The sequence below is a fragment of the Rhodococcus sp. Ni2 genome (assembly GCF_021352185.1).
Taxonomy (GTDB): Bacteria; Actinomycetota; Actinomycetes; order Mycobacteriales; family Mycobacteriaceae; genus Rhodococcus_F; species Rhodococcus_F qingshengii.
The window spans coordinates 1,525,151-1,544,909 of the sequence record NZ_WOXZ01000001.1; the positions used below are offsets into that span (position 1 = coordinate 1,525,151).

The window sequence follows — 19,759 nt, forward strand, 5'->3', positions numbered from 1 at the left end:
GTGAGGAATCGATCGCAGTTGCCCTCCGAGTCGAGTCAACTACCCCGTGCGCGGTCGGCAGGAGCACTCACGTGCACGCAGACATGCGGAAGGGCGGTACCCCGCCCAGGCCGATCCGAACCCGAGTGCCCTAGATCACAAAGGTAAACCTATCCACAAATCGCCAAATGTCCTACATTTGACTCATGCCGGATTCCCGTATCGCACCCACCGCACGCAACATCCCACTTTCAGTGCAGATCGCGGAACAACTGCGGTCCCAGATCACTTCTGGCAACTGGGAATTAGGGGAGAAGATCCCCGGCGAGCATCAACTTGTCGAAATGACCGGCGCGAGCCGCAATACAGTCCGGGAGGCCATTCGCGGCCTCGTCCATGCCGGCCTCCTCGAAGCACGCCCGGGAGACGGAACCTACGTCTGCGCGAGCTCAGAACTCGAAATTGCACTTCAAAGACGTGCAGCGGCGGAGAACGTGCTCGAAATCTTCGAAGCCCGTGAAGCTTTGGAGCTCTACGCCGCCCGACTCGCTGCCGAACGAGCCCTGCCCGAAGACATCGACCGCATGACTCGGGCTTTGGATCGCCGAGACGCTGAGCCCGACGTCGCCAAATCCGTCGAGTACGACCTCGACTTCCACCTGGAGATGTTCGCAGCGAGCGGGAACCAACTGATAGCGGACATCTACCGCAGTCTCGATCGCTCTGACACCATGAGCATCCCACAAGGTAAGTCCGACAAGGAGACTCGACAGCTATTCATCGGGCCTTGGACCGACGACGACCCACACCGGCAGCTGCTTGCGGCCATCCGTGACCGCGATCCGGACGGCGCAGCCGCCGCAGTGGTCCGACTGATGGACCACAGCCGATCCCTCTTTCTGCAAAACATGCCGAAGTAGCTGACACACAAGAGGTTCAGCGCACAGACAATCTCAGAAGGGCACACCTATGGCTAACGCCATCTCCGACACCGAAAACGTGGCGTCTGCCCCGAGCGCGATACCGATAATGCGCCGAGGACTCGTTATCGCTGGCATTCTTCTCATCGCAGCCAATCTTCGAGCCTCAATCACAGTCGTCGGCCCGCTACTCGGTGAGGTACGCACCGATCTCGATATCTCGTCGACAACAGCATCAGCGCTGATCAGCCTTCCACTGCTGTGCTTCGCAGTGTTCTCCCCCGTTGCCCCGGTCATCGCAGCTCGGTGGGGAATGGAACGGACACTCGCAGCAGCACTCGGCATGCTCGCCTTAGCGATCGTGATCCGCTCTGTTCCGTGGATGCCTGCGCTGTGGATCGGTACCGTATCGCTCGGCATGTCCATCGCAACAATGAACGTTCTACTGCCGGCGCTCCTCAAACGAGACTTCCCGACCGAAGCCGGCCGTTTGACCGGCATCTTCTCGGCGGTCTCTGCAGCCGTCGCCGCAACCGCATCCGGACTTGCCGTGCCGATCGCCGGTCTCACCGATCACGGTTGGCGGATCGCATTCGGAATCTGGGCCGCTATGGCTCTCATAGGATTTGGGGTGTTCCTTCCCCAACTTCGCCGACGCACGCTTCCGAAACACGATCACGCTGCGGCTTTGGATCCCCATCCAGGCGGCCATCGCTCCCCATGGCTCTCAGCACTCGGGTGGCAGATCACAATATTCATGGGCGTCCAATCTCTCTTCTTCTACACCGTTCTGACATGGTGGCCCACCATTGAAGAATCACACGGCACTACCGCGGCTACCGCCGGACTGCATCAAGGCATCATGCAAATATTCTCGATCATCGGCAGCCTCCTCACAGCAGTGCTCCTGCACAAACTGCCCAAGGATCAGAGAGGAGCCGTCCTCGGGCTGGTGTCGGTCGCCGCAGTGGCAGTTCTCGGCCAACTCCTCCTCCCCTCCTGGGCCCTGCTGTGGAATGCATTCCTCGGCATCGGCATCGGCGGATCGATTGTCATTGCCTTGTCCTTCTTCGCAATACGCACTGTCAATCACGGTCAAGCAGCGGCACTCTCGGGTATGGCACAGTCCGTCGGATACCTTCTGGCCGCCACCGGTCCCCTCGTTTTCGGTGCACTGCACGACGCCGTCGATTCCTGGACGACTCCTCTGATCGCGTTGCTGGTGCTGCTGGCCGTGCAACTCGTCTTCGGCTCCCTCGCCGGCCGCAACAAGACACTGGGATAAGCGAACCACGGTCGCCTCGAATCCACCCACCAACCTCGCCAGACCCGTGCCGCGACCCGAACTGTCGTCGACGTGCTGAGGTCCGAGGATGTCGACGAGACAGCGGGGCGCTCAACGGCCTACCGAATTGCACCCGGCCCATCCCCGACTGGTGGATCGGAGCCGAAAGTCGATAATGAGGGCATGAACGAGACACAACCCCACAACCTCGAACGAGAGCGCTGGCGCACGCTGCCAACTCCACCGTCGACCGAGTTGATCGAGATGGTCGGGGACGGACCTTCGAGCGCAGACTTCGACCCTGCTGCACCAGTGACACAGCAGGGGTGAGACAGTCACGACATTCCGGTATCCCGCAGGGTGATGTTCAGCCGCCCGGACGGCAGACCTATGTCGGGACTTGCACTTCCCGCAATAACTTTCGGCACTCCGTGATATGCGAACCGAGACTCTCCACCGAAGACGAAGAGATCACCCGAATGGAGTTCGACATCGGTGTACGGCTTGTTCCGGTTCTCGGAATTCCCGAATCGAAAGACACAACTCTGCCCGACACTCAGTGAGACGACGGGAGCGTCGCAGCGCTCGTCCTTGTCCTGGTGCATGCCCATCCGAGCGCCCTCGTCGTAGAAATTGATCAGCGCGGTGTCCGGCGTGTACCGCTCCCCCGCAGTCGGATCATCATAGGCAGCGGCAACTGCGGCCCGGCCGAGGTCGACGAGCCAGTCAGGCACCGCTGCGACAGGCGCACCGTTCACGTCGTCGGCGGTGCGCGTGTACTTGTACGGCTGCCAATGCCAACCGAGACAGACTGTTTGCACCGACATCTTGTGCCCACCACGGACAACAGCGGAGCGCATCGGTACGGGTGCGGTCGCCCACCGTCGACACTCGGCCACCAAGAAGCGTTGCTGTTCGACGCTGAGCCAATCCGGAACGAGGATCGCCCCCGGCGCCACTTCCAATCGTGGCCGAGGAATCAGAGCGTTCATGGTTTCCACGCTAATCGGTTTCGAAGCATTGACACCCTCGGCATGGGCTCGTATCGTAATCAACAGGTTGGTTGATAAAGGAGATGGTTGACAAGTGATCGTGGATCCAGGGGCAGACGAGCGTCTCGACAAAGCGTTCATGGCGCTTGCCGACCCGGTACGACGGCGGATCATCGCCCGCCTGAGCACCGGCCCCCAAACGGTCAACGAGTTGGCCGAGCCGTTCGAGATCACGAAACAGGCCATCTCCAAACATATTCAGGTACTCGAAGCCGCGGGTTTGGTCACTCGCAGCCGCGAAGCCCAGAGGCGGCCGGTACATCTCAACGCCGCAACTCTCGAGGCTTTGACCGCCTGGATCGACCGCTATCGACTGATCCACGAACAACAGTTCCGCAAGCTCGATCACCTACTCAGCACCACACAGAAGGAGACTTAGCCATGGCTACCACCAATCCCGTCACCATCACGGCTCCTGAGGGCGTGCCGTACATCGACATCACCCGCGAATTCGACGCACCCGTCAGTGCCGTCTTCGCAGCTCATTCGAATCCCGATCTGGTCAAGCAGTGGCTCGGCCCCAACGGATACGAGATGGAGATCGACGAATACGAGTTCGTGAGCGGCGGTCGATACAAGTACGTCCATCGCAACCCCGAGGGCGAAGAGTTCCGGTTCAACGGTGTATTTCACGTCGTTCGCGAGAACGACTTTGCCATCCAGACCTTCGAATACGAGGGATTTCCCGACGTCGTCAGCATCGAATCGATCACGTTCGAGGATCTGGGCAACGGACGCACCCGCCTCTCCGGCCATTCCGTATATCCGAGCCTCGAAGCGCGAGACGGAATGATCGAGAGCAATATGGAGCTCGGCGTCACCGAAGGTTACGAACGCCTGGACAAGATCGTCGCGCAACTCTGACCACCTGTTTGCCCGAACCTCCTCAGCGAAAGGCAGTTTCATGGACTGGACCCTCGAAGTAGTCATCGTTCCCGTCAGTGACCTCGACCGTTCCATCGAGTTCTACCGTGACAAGGTCGGTTTCGATCTCGACCACCACACCGTCAACGAACACATGACGGTCGCCCAGCTCACTCCGCGTGGTTCGGGCTGCTCGATCGTCATCGGCAACCTGCCGTCGCAGACCGAGATGGCCCCTGGTTCGTTGAAGGGATTGCAGTTGGTCGTGGCCGACGCTGCAGCGGCTCGCCAAGAGCTCATCGGCCGCGGCGTCGATGCCAGTGAGGTCACCGTCTTCGACGAGCGTGACGGGGGCACCTTCTTCGGATTCGCCGACCCGGACGGCAATACCTGGGCTGTCCAGCAGCTGAAGGTCCGCGGCGACAAGCCACTCATTCCGAAGGAGTACCGCGACCGCTTCGGCGCGTAGCAACTCCCTTCCAGGCTGCGTAACCTTCGGGCATGCAGACGGCACAGGGGCGATAGCCGGCCGCAATCGCGGTCGGCTCGTCCGCGAAGAACACCCGACTGGCGACATACCCGCCACGCGCGATTGCCTGCGCGGCCCCTCGACAGTCGAGTCGCCCGTAGATCTTCGTTTTCCGGTGCCCGCCAAGCACACCGGGCGTCGAACTCTCGTAGGGTTTGTTGCGAGCGTCGCGGAGAATGTACGTCTTACTCGGCATCGTGAAGCACCAATCCCAATGTTCGACGCGTACCCGAGTGCACCACGCTGACACCATGTCGCACAGGGGCTCTCGACCACCCACGAGAACTCTGCACCGGTCGATCCCGCGTGGTGAAGATCAACGCGTGACCTTGCTCGAGAACTGTCACCGTCCCTTTCGACTGGGCGCGCGGCCGCTGTTCCACGAGCAAGAACTCGCCGCCGACGTGGTCGATGCGAGGTCTGTCGAGCCCGATCACGACTTGCAAGGGAAACACCAACTCTCCGTACAAGTCCCGATGCAATGCATTCCAGTCACCAGGTCCGTAGGACAGAAGGATCGGGGTAGGGCGATTCTGACCGGCGTCGTGACACTGATCGATCCATTCTTCGAAAGAATCCGGCCACGGTGCACCCTCGCCCAGCTTGAACGCCCACTCCCGCGCCACGGGCAGGAGGTGTCGGTAGAAGGCGGATCGCATAGCCGTGATCGGCTCCGGTACGGGATCACCGAAGTACCGGTACTCCCCTTGACCGAAGCGGTATCGAGCCATGTCGACGGTGCTCCGGAACCGGTCGACCTCCGAGTACCAGGAAGCAATTTCGCGACACTCCGACTCGTCGAGTATCGGCGCCGTCTGGGCACACCCACCGGAGTTGATTCCCTCGATCAACGCAGGCCAATCGAGGGAATCAACTTGAGCAGACAGATCGGTGAAGAGGTCCATACGTCGTAGACGACGCGGCGGTCAGGAATGTGAGAATGCCAGCAGCTGGTCAGCCAGATTGTTGTACGTACGGGCGATCCCGGCATAACTGAGCACGGGTTCCGGATTCCAGGTCCCGATCTTTCCCGCCTTCACCGCGGGCAAGTTGGACCACGCAGGATTGGTTCCGAGCGTATCCAGTTGCAAACTGGACGGGCGATCGTCGAGGAAGATCATGTCGGCCGGATAGTGGTCCGCCATCTCCCAAGCCAGTTTCTCGACGTAGACCGACGATCCCGCGGCCGGATCGACGACGGCAAGGCCCAATCCCGCCAGATCTGCAAGGATCGGGAAGCCCGAACGACTGACACGAATCGTGTCCGGATCTGCGGACGCGAACAAAACCTGTGAATTATTCAGCGAAGAAGCAACTTCGGAGATCCGTGCACGCGCAGCGTCGTAGTCTTTTCGCTGAGCCTCCATATCCTGGTCCGCCCCGAGTTCCACGGCCAGTTCCACGATCTCTTGCACGGCTCGGTCGATGGTTCCTGCTGCCGTTTCCACGAACAGTACTGTCGACAAGCCTTTCACCGCATCCAAGTTCGCCTCGTCGAGTAGTGCCGAACCACGCAGCTGAGGGACTATGACGACGTCCGGCTCCAGCGCAGCGATCTTCTCGAGTTCCACTTGTCCCCAGAGCTGCCCGACCATCTCGGTCTTCGAGAAATCCAAATTGCCGGAGATGCTGGTGTCCGTTGATCCCGGCGATCGTGTAAGTGCCCCGAAAACTCCGACAGGCACCAGTCCGTAATCCCACAGAGCACCCGCGATACCGGTGTAGGTGACAAATCTCCTTGGTGGTGAATCCAATTCGATCAGATTGCCGCGATCATCGGTGAAGGACCAGCCTGCATCGCCTTCGCCCCCGGCGTCTGCGTCCGAACGCGAGCAACCGGCCGCTGCCAGCGCAGCAGCCAATCCTGCTGCAGCGCCGAGAAACCTGCGGCGATTCCAGTCCACCTCGATACGCCGGTGCGGTCGTGGAGTGAACAGCGTGGTCATGTGTGTGCCCTTTCGGCGATTGGTTGAACTGTTGCAGGAGTTGACGAACGAGAAAAGAGAAGGATCGACACCAAACCCGTGAGCATTCCGACGCCGGCACAGAAGACCAACGGCCACAGCAAGGCGAACTCGTCCGGACCGACGAAGAGCGAGCCGCACAACGCAATTCCGACGGCAAGCCCGAATTGACGCGACGAGTTGGCTGTTGCCGAAGCCGTCCCGGCGCGCTCTGCCGGGGCGTCCGACATCGCGGCACCCGGCAGCACCGGCGACACCATCGCCGAACCGACACCGGTCAGAATCAGCCCGGCGATCAGTGCGGGCCAGAGCGGCTCGGCGAGAACGTACAGCATGGCCACGCAACCGATTCCGCAAAGGATCGTCCCGAATCCGAGCGACAGTCGAAGGTCGACTCGCTGAAGCCGTGATCCACACAAGGCCGATACGAAGACAAAAGCGAGCGGTTGAATCGAGAGCACGAGTGCGGCCGCCGATGCCGACAGTTCCAGCCCGTTCTGCAGCCACAGTGAAAGGACTACGAGCGGGCCGTAGGCCGCGAGGTAGTACCCGAAAGCAGCGACGAGGACGCCGTCGAATTTCAGGGATCGGAACAATGCCGGATCGAGCATCGGACTGCTGCCTCGACGCTGCCAGAACACAAACGCCGTCAGCGCACCGATTGCGATCAGGAAGGCAAGAGCTGTCGACGACGAAGCCCACCCGATGTCGCCGCCCCACGTCACGCCGAGAACCGCGGCAACGGCAGCGAGGGTGAACAAAACGATTCCGGCCCAGTCGATGTTGTCGTCGCCGCGCTCACTGTCGGCGAAACAGAACACAGCCATTGCGAGCGCCACTGCGGCCACGGGGATTCCGGAATAGAAGACCGCACGCCAGTCGAAGAACTGCGTCAGCAGCCCTCCTGCAACATTGCCGATTCCCGCCGCCAATCCAGCGACGGCACCCCACGCGGCAAAAGCCACGTGCCGATCGCGGCCCGAATATGCCTCGCCGAGCAGAGGCAGGAGTGTCGCGAACATCGCCGCACCGGCAATTCCTTGCGCGCCGCGAGCAACGACCAGAACCGTGACGTCCGGAGCAATCGCGCACACGGCCGTTGCAACCAGGAACACGACCAGTCCGCAGATGTAGAGGCGTTTGCGTCCCCACGCATCGCCGAGTGCGCCCATGCCCACAAGAAGCGCGGCAAGAGCCAGCGTGTAGGCGTCGACGACCCATGACATCGCGCCCGTACTGCCGTCCAAACCGACTGCGATGGCCGGCACCGCGATCGTTGTGATCGTGGCGTACGTCAGTAACAGGAAAGTTCCGATGCATGCGGCGATGAGCGGCAGCCATCGTCGTGCCGACATGGTCAACCTCCGGAATAAGGCGGTAAGTGCGCCCTAACTATGAAGGTTCAAGTGAACTTGAAGTCAAGCGCCGCTTCGACACGAATGTCGAGCTGCTCGAGCAACCACGGGCACTGCATCGGACGCTCTTGCCGACACGTCAGGTGATGCTCGAGGATCAGCTTCGCTCGCGTAGCAGCGGCGATCTGTGCCTCGAGTGTCGACACTTGATCTGCGAGAACCGTCGAGAACTGGTCGGACGTGGTGTCGGTTTCGATGAAGGACCGCACCTGTTCCAAGGACATTCCCGTCTCGGTGTACATCCGGATCAATGCCAGCCGGCGCAGCTCACGCTGCCCGTACCAGCGTTTGCCGCCAGTTCGCGACCGCGCGGACAGCAGTCCTTCGTCCTCGTAATACCGCAAGGTCGACGCCGCGATTCCGAACGATTTTGCAACCTCGCCGATCGGGATCAAGTGCTCACGCATTCACCGATCGTAGGCTGAACGCGTAGGCGGTTCCGGCAGTTATGTGTGACTTGGCATACTGACTAACGGAAGGGGTCGCGTAAGTGATCTCACGGCAAAATGCTGGATGCGCTCGTTGAACGAGGGAGAGCTGTGCTGGATCCAACGCGACCTGTCGGGCCGTACTCGTCAGGAGTGCCCGCCACTGCCCTCGAAGTCCACATGCCGGACCTCGAACGCTTCGGCCTCGCCCAGTTGTGGCGTTCCGCGATCATCGCCGTCGTGTTGTCGACGTCGATCATGCTGGCACTGATCGTGTGGCCTTTCCGCAAGCGTGGACGCACGTGGGCTGACGCCGCCTCCGACGGGATGGTCGACGGCTTCATCGCGCTGGGTCCCACCTTCGTCAAGCTCGGGCAACTGGTCGCGTCGTCGTCAGGCCTGTTCCCCGCCCCCGTCGCCAATGCATGCCTACGTTGCCTCGACGACGTTCCGTCATTTCCTGCCGAGCAGGCCAGAAGCGTCGTGCACGAAGACCTCGGATACTCCGTAGACGACCTGTTCGCGAAATTCGACGACGTACCTCTCGCGGCCGCGTCGGTAGCGCAGGTACACGCGTGCGTTCTGCACGATGGCCGCGAGGCCGTCATCAAGATCCAGCGTCCGGACATCTATGCGCGGATGCTGATCGACCTGCGGGCGGCGTACTGGGGCGCGAACATCCTCGAGAAATTTGTCGAGTTCCTTCGAATTGCCAATGCCACCGCCATCATTCGCGATCTGCACAACGCCACGATGACGGAATTGAACAGCGCGGTCGAGGCCGACCGGCAAACCACTTTCCGGAACAACATCAGTGCGTTCGGCGACAACAAAGGAGTCACGACACCGGAGGTTTACTGGGACTACTGCGGCCCCCGAGTCATCTGTATGGAACGCATGCGAGGCGTTCCGCTCGATCGGTTCGTCGCCGGTCCGGACGGTATCGACGAAGCCCGCATGCTGATCCGACGCGGAGTGAAGGTCTGGCTCGAATCAGTCATCGTTCACGGTCCGTTCCACGGAGATGTACACGCGGGAAATTTGTGGGTCCTCGACGACGGCCGGATAGCGATGCTCGACTTCGGCATCGTCGGCGTCCTTCCCGAGACCTGGAGATCCATTCTTTCCGACATGTTCCGAGCCACCCTCATCGACGGTGATTTCGCCCGTGTCGCCCGCGGAATTCGATCCTTGGGATATGCAACCGACTACGAAGTCGACGACGATCAGCTCGGTATGCAGGTCGCAACGGCTCTGGCCCCAATTCTCGGCCGTGACCTCGGTGAACTCAAGCTCAGTGAATTGATCATGGCACTGATTCAGTTGGGCAAGCAGTGGGGTGTTGCGAGTCCCGAGGAATTGGTTCTTTTCGGTAAACAACTCGGATACTTCGAGCGATATGCGACGGCGTTGGCACCTGGTTGGGTGATCGGACAAGACCTTTATCTGTTCAAGAACGTTTTTCCAGAGGCAGTCGCCGAAAAGGTGCAGGAACTCGGCATCACCATGCCTGACGAATAAATTTGTCCCCTATTTCCTTATTCTGCATTTCGTCTGTCGGGGTTAGCCTGTAATGACCCACTGGCCGAGGAGCAAATGTGCAGCCACTTTCTGTAGCCCTCCCGCAAGCGTCGACAGGTCCGAGGAATAACGGGCCGAGTGTCGGCACCACCCTCGGCGCCCTCATGCATTCCACGGACAAGTCCGTGATCGAGCTTCTGGAAAGCCCGGACGGACTCGATGTCGAAATCCGTTCGATCGCCCTCGTCGAGTCCTCCGATATCGACGGCACCGACAGCCGTGGTGCGATCTCCGACATCTACCTCCCCGTGGGGGTTCCCGAATCGACGTTGACGCAGTGGTTGCGAAAGTTCGAAGGCAGGCCGGCGAGGCGTCGTCCGAAGCTCTTGCTCGTCAAGAATGCGCGCGAGGCGACGACGCTTCTCACCGCCGCACGCAACATCGGAATCGCAGTGGCCGCGGTACATCCACAGGCTAGTTCCGGACACGTCTATTCACTCGTACAACGACTTCTGACACAGAGCATGTACCGTTCGCGGGCCGTCTCAGGAGCTGTGGCCGGTGGCGATTCGGATCTGTTCGCGCTCTCGGAGACGATCGCCGAATTGACCGGCGGACTCGTGACGATCGACGACACGGCACTCCATGTCATCGCATATTCAGCTGCTCACGAAGGTGAAGACGAACTCCGTCAGCTCTCCATACTGGGCCGGGAGTGGCCGATCGAATACACCGAATGGATAGAGCGCAGAGGCGTGTTCGAGCATCTCAGGCGATCGGACGAGGTCATCAGTCTGCCCTCCGAGCCGAGCATCGGAGCCGCGCACAGGTTGGCTGTGAGCATCACCCGCCCGGACCTGTCAGCGCCGACGGGTTCTGTTGCACACCAACACAGTCTCGGCAGCATCTGGGTGCAGCGCGCCTCTGAACCTCTTTCCGATGACGCCCAAGCGGTATTGCGGGGTGCAGCGGCAGTCGCCGCACGCATTCTCATGCGAACCTTGGACGCCTCCAGCCGCGAGAATGCCCAATTGCAAAGGCTGTTCGGCGTTCGCTCCGGCGGAGTCGACATGCACTCGCTGGCCGGCTCCTTCGGCATCAACACCGACGGACCGTCTGCGGTCATCGGATTTGCGACATCACTCGCGCCCGGATCGAATCTCGATCGAATCACCAACGCCTTGCGCCTGCGCGCCAGCGCATTCCGCAGCGACGCGGTCACAACGATCATCGACAACCGGATCTACGTGCTGTTTCCTCAGGCCGAACACGAGGTCGCGATCAGCGACTGGGCTTACGACACCGTGGGAGTAGTCGAGGCCCGTGCGGGCATCAGCGTGCGCGCCGCCGTCGCGGTCCCGATCGCGCGATTGCACGGCGTACCCGAGGCGCGTCGAGAAGTGGACCGCGTGCTCGATACCACTGATGATCACGAAACCTCGAAGGTCACCACACTCGCGGCGTCACGCACCGCGGTGTTGCTGGGCGAGATACTCGACCTCGTTGCTGATCACGAGCGATTGCGGGACCCTCGTATCGACAGACTCGTCTCGTACGACGACAAGAACACCTCTGACATGCAGTTCACGCTCACGGCCTACCTGACAGCTTTCGGGGATGTGAAGAAGGCCGCCTCGTCTCTGAAAGTACATCCGAACACGCTGCGCTACCGCATTCGGCGCGCTGAACAGATCATGGGCATTTCGTTGGACGAGCCGGATACGCGACTGCTCACCGAACTGCAACTCGCCATCTTGGGACGCACCCCGGACGGGTCTGAAAGATACGAAACGTCCGATCAGTGAGATAGGCCTCGAGCCCGTCCTGAACTCTCGAGTAGACAACTGAGGAAGCCGAAGAACAACTCTTACCTCAGGAGATACCTTGCGCACTCGTGGAGCCGTCATTCGCCAAGCACCAGGCACATACGAGGTGGTCGATCTCGAACTCGATTCACCCCGCAGCGGCGAACTCACTGTCAAAATGGTCGCCTCAGGCCTGTGCCACTCGGACGATCACATCGCCAGCGGCGACCACGGAGTCGGCCGCTACCCCATCTGCGGCGGACACGAAGGCGCCGGAATCGTCGTCGAGGTCGGGCCGAACACGGAAGGATGGTCCGAGGGCGATCATGTCGTGTTCTCGTTCCTTGCCGCCTGCGGCCGTTGCCGTTGGTGTGCAAGCGGAATCCAGAACCTCTGCGACAACGGCGCCGCCATCATGACTGGCAGCAGACCCGGCGAAACCTCGAGTTACAGAATGTCTCTCGACGGTCAGCCCGTCGCACAAACCTGCGGCCTGTCCACCTTCAGTGAATACACCACGGTCAGCACTCTCTCGGCTGTGAAAGTCGACAAGCACCTGCCACTCGACGCTTTGTGTCTGCTCGGCTGCGGCGTCGGAACCGGTTGGGGCGCCGCGGTCAACTCCGCTCAGGTGTATCCCGGGCAGACGGTCATCGTCATGGGCGTCGGCGGAATCGGAATCAACGCGGTGCAGGGCGCCTCGCATGCCGGCGCCGCCCACGTGATCGCGGTGGACCCGGTTGCGTTCAAGCGCGACAGTGCATTGAAGTTGGGCGCCACCCATGCCGTGGCCACCATGGAGGAAGCCACCGACATAGCGCGCTCGTTCACCAACGGCCAGGGCGCGGATTCGGCCATCGTCACCGTCGGCGTGACCACCGGAGAACATGTCGCGCAGGCATTCTCGTCGATCCGCAAGGCAGGAACCTGCGTCGTCACCGGCCTCGGGAAGATGACGGACGTCGGAATTCCCGTGAGCCTGATGGAACTCACGCTGTACCAGAAGAGAATTCAGGGATCCCTGTTCGGTGCATCCAATCCCACCGCCGACATTCCCTGGATGATCGATCTCTACACCAGCGGCAAGCTCGAACTCGACGGACTGATCACCAACCGATACACCCTCGACCAGATCAACGACGGTTTCGCCGACATGCATGCCGGTCGCAACCTCCGTGGAATCATCGCCTTCTGAGCGAGTTCTCTCCGGACTTTCGATCGAGAGCAAGTCCGGAGAGATCCTCACTACAGCTTCACCAGGCGTTCATGGTGTCGAGGATTTGTCCTCTGGCCATCCACAATTCAGCAGACCAATACGGCCACGAGTGAATTCCGGCGGGCGGAAAGCTGTACGTCGCTGGGATTCCCAAGGATTTCAGGCGAATTTCGAATGCACGCGCGTGCACCCACGAGAGCGCCTCGAGCCCCATACCCGTCGCCGTGTGGAAGTAATCGATCGGCGCAGAGGGATGATCGTACGGTCCCGGGATGCCGTTGGACGACGAAATGTACATCGACAGTCCGCGAAGCGATTCCGCGTTGACGAACGGGTCGTTGCGAAGCCATCCGGATGACCACGGCGGGCCCCACATCGAATCGACGTTGTACCGGCCGGCGTCGAACATGGCTACGCGGATCGCTTCACGCATACCCGGACCCGAGATATTGATGTAGCCGGACAGCGAGCCGGCGAACTTGAACTGATCCCGATGATGCCCCGCCAGGTTCAACGCGGCACTGCCGCCCATCGACAACCCGATGATCGCATTGTTGGTTGGTGAAACACCATACCCTGCAAGGAAGTCCGGAAGCTCGCGGGTGAGGAACGTTTCCCACCTGTACGTTATCGGCTGAGCGTTGAAATTGGACGGCGCGTACCAATCCGTGTAGAAACTCGACTCACCGCCGACCGGCATCACCAACGTGATGTTGTCATTGCGGTACTGATCGAGTGCGTTCGTTTCGAAACTCCAAGCATTTCTGTCGTTTTGCGCGCGAAGACCGTCGAGCAGGTACAACGCGGCGTTGCCACCGCGCGCGGCCCACTGCACCTGAACCTTGATGTTTCCCATCGAAGACGGGACCCACAACTCGTCGTACCCACCCCATGGCGCCGAGCGCGCCGGAGTAGCACTCGCGGCGGTCGGACCGAACATACCGCCGAGCAGGAATATCGACAACAACGCCGCTACGAGCACCCGCACCCGCCGTGTATTGCGTTCGGGCAACGTGAATCTGATTCTCTGCAAGGTTGTGTCTTTCCCCGAAACTGCGCATCAAGAAACTCGCTTCGGTAAGTGCATCGTCGGTTCCACTGTCGACGTGTTTGTCCCTTTCCGGGGGCTCCGGTGTTACAAAGTCGAGGTCATCGCAACAATCGGACAACTGTCGTGCCGAGCGAATCCAGGTGGCGAAAAGCACAATTCACGAAGCACGCTGAATGCGCTCACTCAGCCGAGTGACGAAGCGATCGCATCACGACCTGCGGCAGCACACGCTTGGTCCTGCATTCCGTCTGGAGCGCCACCGACACCGATACCGGCGATCGACCCGGCTCCAGCCTTCAATGTGACTCCACCTGCAAGGAAGAGAGTGCCGGGAAGGTCGGCGATGGTTGATCCTTCGCCTTTGGTACGCTGCGAGAGGTCACTGGTGTCGGCTCCGAAAGCTGCAGAGGTGTATGCCTTCTCGCGTGAGGCTTCCACCGTGTGCTGGGCTGCGTTGTCGCCGCGCACCATGGCGATGACATTTCCCGCGCGGTCTACGACGGAGACGGTGACGAAGCCGAGACCGTCGGCGCGGCATTTCGCCAGGGCCGCACCAGCAGCCTTCGCTGCTGCGTCGGCACTGAGTCGATTCTGAGTGACAATCGCCGAATCACCGGTCGCGGCAGGCTGCTGCGTGGCAGTAATCGACGTCGTGCTCGATGCGTTCGCCACCGGTGTGTCGGTGGTCGAGCATGCGGCGCTGGCAAGGATTGCGACAACCGGAACGGCGACAGCGAGCGTACGGGGAAGTCGTGTGTAAATGCGGTGGTTCATGTCGGGCACACTTTCAATCGAATGGTTCGAAACCGTCCACTACAGCGTCGCGTCCGGGGGCGGGTGCGCACATCGGGCGCTCGGGTGACGAACCGTGCCCCCTACGGCTACCCGGATATCATCCGAATGGTTGATACGACGGCCTGGTGCCCTCCGTAACATTCGAGGGATGAGTAACGGAGCCATGAACGCCGACGCCGAACGCGGCCTACGCGGCCCGTTGGCGTATGCGATCCACGCGTCGTTCTTCGTACTGCTGTCTACATCGGGAGTTCGGTACGTCACAGTCCACGGGACCAGCGGTCGGTTCGGGGTTGTACTCGTCCTGGCCGTGGTCCTCGCCCTGCTCTACGCCGTCATGGCCACGGTGTCCTCGCGAGATGTGGTTCGCCAACGGCTGTGGATGTGGCCGGTACTGAGCGCATGGGCAGCGCTGGTCTGGCTTGCCCCGAGTTTCGCGTGGTGTGCGTTTCCCGTTCTCTTCCTCTGCATTCGTCTGTATCCGAGCAAGATCGCCTACCCCCTCGTCGGGATCCTGGGCGTCCTCGCCGGTATCGCGTTCTACCGGGTCACCGGTCGTGCCGAATTGGTGACACTTCTCGGGCCGCTGTGCACCGCGGCACTGGTCGCGGCCGCGTACGGGCAGATGGAACGCGATGCCCGAGAACGCCTTCGGCTTCTGCGTCAGGTAGCAGAAGCGCAATCTGCATTGGCAGATACCGAACGCGCTGCCGGCGTTGCCGCTGAGCGAGAGCGCCTCGCGCGCGAAATCCACGACACAGTTACCCAGGGACTGGCGAGCGCCCTTCTACGGCTCGAGGCAGCCGAACAAACGTGGAATACAACGGGTTCGCCGTCTCGAGCCGATGTCGATGCCGCAGCAGAGAACATCCGAACGAGCTTGATGCAGAGTCGCGACCTCGTCCACGATCTGGCGCCGACCAAGGGCGGTACGGGCGACTTCGACGCCTTGGTCGTGGCCGCCGCCCGCCAGTTCGTCCCGGCCGTTCGGATCCGCACCGTCGGTGAAGCCGTCATCTTGCCCTCGGACGTAGCTCATGCCGTCGTGCGAGTGGTCTCGAGCGCGTCCTCCAACATCGCCCGCCACGCTCGCGCCGAAACGGCGGGCGTGACGATCACGTATCTCGACCACTCCGTCTCCGTAGACATCTTCGACGACGGCGTCGGCTTCGATCCGGGAAAGCTCGCCGACCATTCTCGGTACGGTGGATACGGCCTGCGTGCGATGCGAAGCCGCGTCGCACAGCTCGGCGGATCGTTCACCGTGGAAAGTGCACCGGGAGACGGCACCGTCGTCGCGGCCCAGTTCCCTCTCGAACGGAGGATCCGGTGACCACCATCATTCGCGTGTTCCTCGTCGACGATCATCTGGTCGTGCGAGCCGGGCTGAGAGCGCTGCTGAACACTCAGCCGGACGTCGAAGTAGTAGGCGAAGCATCGTCCGGCGAGGAGGCGGCCACGGCGATACCGTCGGCCTCACCGGATCTGGTGATGATGGATCTGGACATGGGCACCGGCATGCACGGTGCAGAAGCGATCAAACGCCTGCGAAGCGACGGTGTCGATGTTCCCGTACTGGTTTTCACGACGTATGACACCGACGCCGACGTCGTGCGGGCCGTGGACGCCGGTGCCATCGGTTACCTACTCAAGGACTCGACTCCTGACGAGATCTTCGGCGCGGTGCGCGGCGCGCTCGCCGGGCGCAGCGTCCTCTCCCCCGCCGTGGCCTCTCGTCTCGTCCAGCAGATGCAGCGCCCGCAGGAAGCGCTCACCGCCCGTGAGTCCGAACTGCTCAGCCTGCTCGCCGAGGGGATGACCAACCGCGAGCTGGGTAAAGCGCTCTTCATCAGCGAAGCGACGGTGAAAACACACCTCGGGCACATCTACGCCAAACTCGGTGTCGATAACCGCTCTGCCGCAGTGTCCGTCGCACTACGTCGCGACGGAATACGCTGACCTCGGTGGCAGCCGAACAGCTCAGCCGCCCATCGCCTTACGCACTCCGTCGATCAGTTCGAGGAATTCAGCCTTGGGAGCAAAGTCGACATACTCCGAGTCGTCGATCGCTCCGGGAACGTGACCGGGTGCCCAGTAGAACACGTCGCCGGCATCGTAGGTTTGCCGACCTGCTTCGGAATCTGTGTAGATCCTTCCTTTCAAGACGTATCCGTAGTGCGGACATTGACAGCGCCCGCCTTCCAATTGTGCGAACGGTTCGGCGAAGTCTGCACCAGCAGGAATTTTGACGAAGTTGACGATCATGTCGCCTTCTTCTCGCATCCGCAATTCGAATTCGCCGTCCTGCAACACGATGGGAAGATCGTGAGCCGAGATGGTGTGCATAGGAGTACCTTTCGACTTCAGAAGGGGAAGGTCTGCGCCGCTGGCCGGCTGGTTCGCCACTGCCAGGTGGTGAATTCGTCCCAACTGCTTTGAGTTCCGAATCTCGCGCCGTTTCCGGAGGCACCCGTGCCACCGAATGGTGCATAGGCATCGTTGTTCAAAGTCTGATCGTTGATGTGCACGATGCCGGTACGCAGTCGGTCCGCGATCCGCTCGCCGCGTTCAACCGATCCTGTTTGAATGGCGGCAACCAGACCGTATTCGCTGTCATTGGCCGACCTGACTGCCTCGTCTTCGTCCTTGACGATCACGACGGGCGCCACGGGCCCGAAGATTTCTTCACGGAACGCGGGCATGTCCGAGGTGACTCCGGCCAGGACGGTCGGCTGATAGAAGAGCCCTTCGTATGTTCCACCGGCGCGGATTTCGGCGCCGGCCGCCTTGGTGCCCTGGACGATTCGATCGACGTTCGCAATCTGCCGCGCGTTGATGAGCGGTCCGAGAGCGACGTCGCCTGTATTGGGATCCCCGACCGGCAGGACCGCTGCGCGCTTGGCCAGCAGATCCAGGTACTGATCGGCGATCGATTCCAACACGATGTGGCGGCCTGCGGTCATGCAGACCTGCCCCTGATGCAGGAACGAACCCCACGCGCCCGCCGAGCTCGCGGCATCCAGGTCTGCGTCGTCGAGGACGATCAGCGCATTGTTCCCACCCAGTTCCAGCGAGACACGCTTGAGCGTGCGACCGGCAGTTGCCCCGACCTGACGGCCGACGGCGGTCGAACCCGTGAAGGACACCATCGCGATGCTCGGGCTCTCGCACAATGCCTGACCAGGTGCCGCGTCACCGGCGAGCACATGCAGGAGGCCTTCGGGAAGACCTGCGGACGTGAACAATTCCGCGATGACCGCACCCCCGCTGATCGCGGTTTGAACATCCGGCTTGAGAACGACGCCATTTCCGAGTGCCAAGGCGGGGGCGACAGCGCGCATGGCGAGGAGAAGCGGGAAATTCCACGGGCTGATCACGCCGACCACACCCAGAGGCACCCGGCGACCGATGCTCGTGCGCCCCTCCTGGCTGGCGGGCAGGAGGTGCCCGAACGGCTGTGTCGGCAGTGCCGAGGCTTCCCACAGTTCGGAGATGACAAGATCAACTTCGAATGCGGCTTTCCCTGGTACGGAACCACCTTCACGGATCAGCCAGCGCTCCACCTCGGCTCGCTCGGCTTCCAAAATCTGCGCTGCCTTACGGATCACCGAAGCGCGAGCCTGCCCGATCGTCGCCGCCCACGCCGGCTGCGCGGCCGACGCGATGTGTGCCGCTCGATCGATATCCGCAGCAGTCGCCGTGCCGATCACACCGAGCACCTCGCCGGTAGCCGGTTCGAGCGACTCGACGGTGTCACCGCCTCCGTCGATCCATTGGCCGTCGAAAATCTTTCCGTGCCATTGCTGATGAGCGAGCAGATTCGTCATGCGTTCCTCGATTCGTAGCTTTCGCTGCGGTCCTCGCTGTTCGTGGACCTGAGCTCTTCGTGAGCCTGAAAAAGCGATCTGAAACACACTCTGCCCCGGTATTCGGGCTCCCAGTTGTCGTGATCGGACACGTTTGTTGTTCGGATGCGACAGATCAGTGACGTTCGCGGGCGTTCGGATCAGGCGAGTTACGTACTTCCGACGGCGCCGCACCGAATTCCGCTTTGAACGCACGCGAAAACGCTGGTGCGTCATGGAAACACCATCGTGCGGCCAGGATGGAGATCGAATGACCCCGCAGTGAGACGTCGGTGAGATCGCGGCGTACGCGGATCAACCGTTCGCGGCGAATCAGCGCACTGAGGGTCAGATCCCCGTCACCGAAGTGACGCTGAACGGTTCGCGGCGACAGGTGCAACGCACCGGCGATCGACGCGACCGAGAGGTCTGGTGAGTCGAGATTCCGAAGCGCATATCGCAAGATCTCCTCTCGCGTCGAACGTCCGGGTGTCGCGGGCGCAGATCCTTGCATCAGAACTGCCGAAGCGAGATTGACTCCAGCATCTCCGAGAAGCCCGGCTGCGCTGCCGTCGACCTGGGATGCAACAGCGCCCGAGATGAAATTTTCCAGCAATGCACCGGACCCACGCCGACCGTCGTGGGTGCGCTCGAGCGCGCAATTCAGTTCTCGCTCGGTCAGACTCACCGCACTGCGCGGTAGGGTCATGACGGTGCACGACCAGTGACCGTCGAAGCGCAGCGCGTACGAATGCTCGACGTCGTAGAGAATCATCGCGCCGGGCGGGGCCGTCAACTCGCGGTCCGATTGGCGCAGTATCGCGCTCCCGGTTCGGACCGTGCAGATCTTGAGCAGATCACTACCGTGTCGCTTTGCTGCGCGTGCGCTCCGCCGCAGTATCTGCGGTGAACCGGAGATGTCGAAAGCGCCTACGTCCCCGAGACTTACGCCGCTGACCGTACCGACAGGCGCGGCATCGACGGAACTCTCGGGGCACAGGCCACCGAAGGTCTCCGACATCTCGCAGTGCCACTGCTGCACAGATTCCGGCAGGCTCGCAGGCGTGGCAGACACGGCAGACATGGCGGG

Annotated in this window: 22 protein-coding genes; 11 read left to right on the forward strand and 11 right to left on the reverse strand. The window is 61.5% G+C overall.

Going from position 1 to position 19,759, the window contains the following annotated elements; translation table 11 throughout:
* Positions 1-185 precede the first annotated feature (185 nt).
* From GN300_RS07550 to GN300_RS07560, 3 genes are all read left to right on the forward strand, one after another.
* Positions 186-899, forward strand: a complete 714-nt coding sequence (locus GN300_RS07550; protein WP_063315600.1) for a FadR/GntR family transcriptional regulator — start codon at positions 186-188, stop codon at positions 897-899.
* 49 nt (positions 900-948) lie between these two features.
* Positions 949-2,184, forward strand: a complete 1,236-nt coding sequence (locus GN300_RS07555; protein WP_063315599.1) for an MFS transporter — start codon at positions 949-951, stop codon at positions 2,182-2,184.
* 183 nt (positions 2,185-2,367) lie between these two features.
* Positions 2,368-2,514: a hypothetical protein gene (locus tag GN300_RS07560; protein ID WP_165639009.1), complete on the forward strand. Its 147-nt coding sequence runs from the start codon at positions 2,368-2,370 to the stop codon at positions 2,512-2,514.
* A 5-nt stretch (positions 2,515-2,519) separates the two neighbouring features.
* On the opposite strand, the gene GN300_RS07565 is transcribed toward GN300_RS07560, so the two are convergent.
* Entirely contained in the window at positions 2,520-3,176 is a 657-nt protein-coding gene (locus GN300_RS07565) for an alpha-ketoglutarate-dependent dioxygenase AlkB (RefSeq protein WP_063316025.1), read from the reverse strand.
* Between the two features lie 94 nt (positions 3,177-3,270).
* Here GN300_RS07565 and GN300_RS07570 point away from each other — a divergent pair, with 94 nt between their 5' ends.
* Genes GN300_RS07570 through GN300_RS07580 form a run of 3 tightly spaced genes read left to right on the forward strand, consistent with a single transcriptional unit; the run spans position 3,271 to position 4,569 of the window.
* A complete protein-coding gene (locus tag GN300_RS07570) occupies positions 3,271-3,615 on the forward strand; it encodes a helix-turn-helix transcriptional regulator (protein ID WP_003939956.1) in 345 nt (114 codons plus the stop codon).
* Positions 3,616-3,617: 2 nt separating this feature from the next.
* On the forward strand, positions 3,618-4,100 hold the full coding sequence (locus GN300_RS07575) for an SRPBCC family protein (RefSeq protein WP_003940319.1): 483 nt from the start codon (positions 3,618-3,620) through the stop codon (positions 4,098-4,100).
* Positions 4,101-4,140: 40 nt separating this feature from the next.
* Positions 4,141-4,569, forward strand: a complete 429-nt coding sequence (locus tag GN300_RS07580; RefSeq protein WP_063315598.1) for a VOC family protein — start codon at positions 4,141-4,143, stop codon at positions 4,567-4,569.
* Here GN300_RS07580 and GN300_RS07585 read toward each other — a convergent pair.
* Genes GN300_RS07585 through GN300_RS07605 form a run of 5 tightly spaced genes read right to left on the reverse strand, consistent with a single transcriptional unit; the run spans position 4,532 to position 8,415 of the window.
* Positions 4,532-4,825: an Ada metal-binding domain-containing protein gene (locus GN300_RS07585; RefSeq protein WP_063315597.1), complete on the reverse strand. Its 294-nt coding sequence runs from the start codon at positions 4,823-4,825 to the stop codon at positions 4,532-4,534. The two genes, GN300_RS07580 and GN300_RS07585, sit on opposite strands and share 38 nt — an antisense overlap.
* Positions 4,815-5,534: a 2OG-Fe(II) oxygenase gene (locus tag GN300_RS07590; protein WP_063315596.1), complete on the reverse strand. Its 720-nt coding sequence runs from the start codon at positions 5,532-5,534 to the stop codon at positions 4,815-4,817. Before GN300_RS07590 ends, GN300_RS07585 begins: the two co-directional genes overlap by 11 nt.
* A gap of 21 nt (positions 5,535-5,555) precedes the next feature.
* Entirely contained in the window at positions 5,556-6,575 is a 1,020-nt protein-coding gene (locus GN300_RS07595) for an ABC transporter substrate-binding protein (RefSeq protein WP_063315595.1), read from the reverse strand.
* A complete protein-coding gene (locus GN300_RS07600) occupies positions 6,572-7,948 on the reverse strand; it encodes an MFS transporter (RefSeq protein WP_063315594.1) in 1,377 nt (458 codons plus the stop codon). Before GN300_RS07600 ends, GN300_RS07595 begins: the two co-directional genes overlap by 4 nt.
* Before the next feature lie 47 nt (positions 7,949-7,995).
* Positions 7,996-8,415, reverse strand: a complete 420-nt coding sequence (locus GN300_RS07605; protein WP_021345761.1) for a MerR family transcriptional regulator — start codon at positions 8,413-8,415, stop codon at positions 7,996-7,998.
* A gap of 132 nt (positions 8,416-8,547) precedes the next feature.
* On the opposite strand from GN300_RS07605, the gene GN300_RS07610 reads away from it, so the two are divergent.
* From GN300_RS07610 to GN300_RS07620, 3 genes are all read left to right on the forward strand, one after another.
* A complete protein-coding gene (locus GN300_RS07610) occupies positions 8,548-9,957 on the forward strand; it encodes an AarF/ABC1/UbiB kinase family protein (RefSeq protein ID WP_019745620.1) in 1,410 nt (469 codons plus the stop codon).
* A 77-nt stretch (positions 9,958-10,034) separates the two neighbouring features.
* The gene (locus GN300_RS07615) at positions 10,035-11,762 is read left to right on the forward strand and encodes a CdaR family transcriptional regulator (protein WP_233405588.1); all 1,728 of its coding nucleotides are present in this window, start codon (positions 10,035-10,037) and stop codon (positions 11,760-11,762) included.
* A gap of 79 nt (positions 11,763-11,841) precedes the next feature.
* The gene (locus GN300_RS07620; RefSeq protein ID WP_042447159.1) at positions 11,842-12,957 is read left to right on the forward strand and encodes an NDMA-dependent alcohol dehydrogenase; all 1,116 of its coding nucleotides are present in this window, start codon (positions 11,842-11,844) and stop codon (positions 12,955-12,957) included.
* Between the two features lie 58 nt (positions 12,958-13,015).
* Here GN300_RS07620 and GN300_RS07625 read toward each other — a convergent pair whose 3' ends face one another.
* Together GN300_RS07625 and GN300_RS07630 are read right to left on the reverse strand one after the other, a co-directional pair.
* Positions 13,016-13,966 carry an alpha/beta hydrolase family protein gene (locus GN300_RS07625; protein ID WP_003940156.1) on the reverse strand — a complete coding sequence of 317 codons (951 nt, stop codon included), beginning with the start codon at positions 13,964-13,966 and terminating at the stop codon, positions 13,016-13,018.
* Positions 13,967-14,212: 246 nt separating this feature from the next.
* Positions 14,213-14,803, reverse strand: a complete 591-nt coding sequence (locus tag GN300_RS07630) for a heme-binding protein (protein WP_063315592.1) — start codon at positions 14,801-14,803, stop codon at positions 14,213-14,215.
* A gap of 184 nt (positions 14,804-14,987) precedes the next feature.
* Between GN300_RS07630 and GN300_RS07635 the strand changes: the two genes are divergently transcribed.
* Entirely contained in the window at positions 14,988-16,157 is a 1,170-nt protein-coding gene (locus tag GN300_RS07635) for a sensor histidine kinase (RefSeq protein WP_030536467.1), read from the forward strand.
* Positions 16,154-16,783, forward strand: coding sequence for a response regulator transcription factor (locus GN300_RS07640; protein WP_082845721.1), 630 nt, complete (start codon positions 16,154-16,156; stop codon positions 16,781-16,783). Before GN300_RS07635 ends, GN300_RS07640 begins: the two co-directional genes overlap by 4 nt.
* 21 nt (positions 16,784-16,804) lie before the next feature.
* Here the strand turns inward: GN300_RS07640 and GN300_RS07645 are convergent, their stop codons facing one another.
* The 3 genes from GN300_RS07645 to GN300_RS07655 all read right to left on the reverse strand — a co-directional run bounded on the left by GN300_RS07645 (position 16,805) and on the right by GN300_RS07655 (position 19,753).
* Positions 16,805-17,170, reverse strand: coding sequence for a hypothetical protein (locus tag GN300_RS07645; RefSeq protein WP_003939951.1), 366 nt, complete (start codon positions 17,168-17,170; stop codon positions 16,805-16,807).
* Positions 17,171-17,187: 17 nt separating this feature from the next.
* Positions 17,188-18,651: a benzaldehyde dehydrogenase gene (locus GN300_RS07650; protein WP_063315591.1), complete on the reverse strand. Its 1,464-nt coding sequence runs from the start codon at positions 18,649-18,651 to the stop codon at positions 17,188-17,190.
* Between the two features lie 154 nt (positions 18,652-18,805).
* Positions 18,806-19,753, reverse strand: coding sequence for a helix-turn-helix domain-containing protein (locus GN300_RS07655; RefSeq protein ID WP_042447166.1), 948 nt, complete (start codon positions 19,751-19,753; stop codon positions 18,806-18,808).
* Between the last annotated feature and the right edge of the window lie 6 nt (positions 19,754-19,759).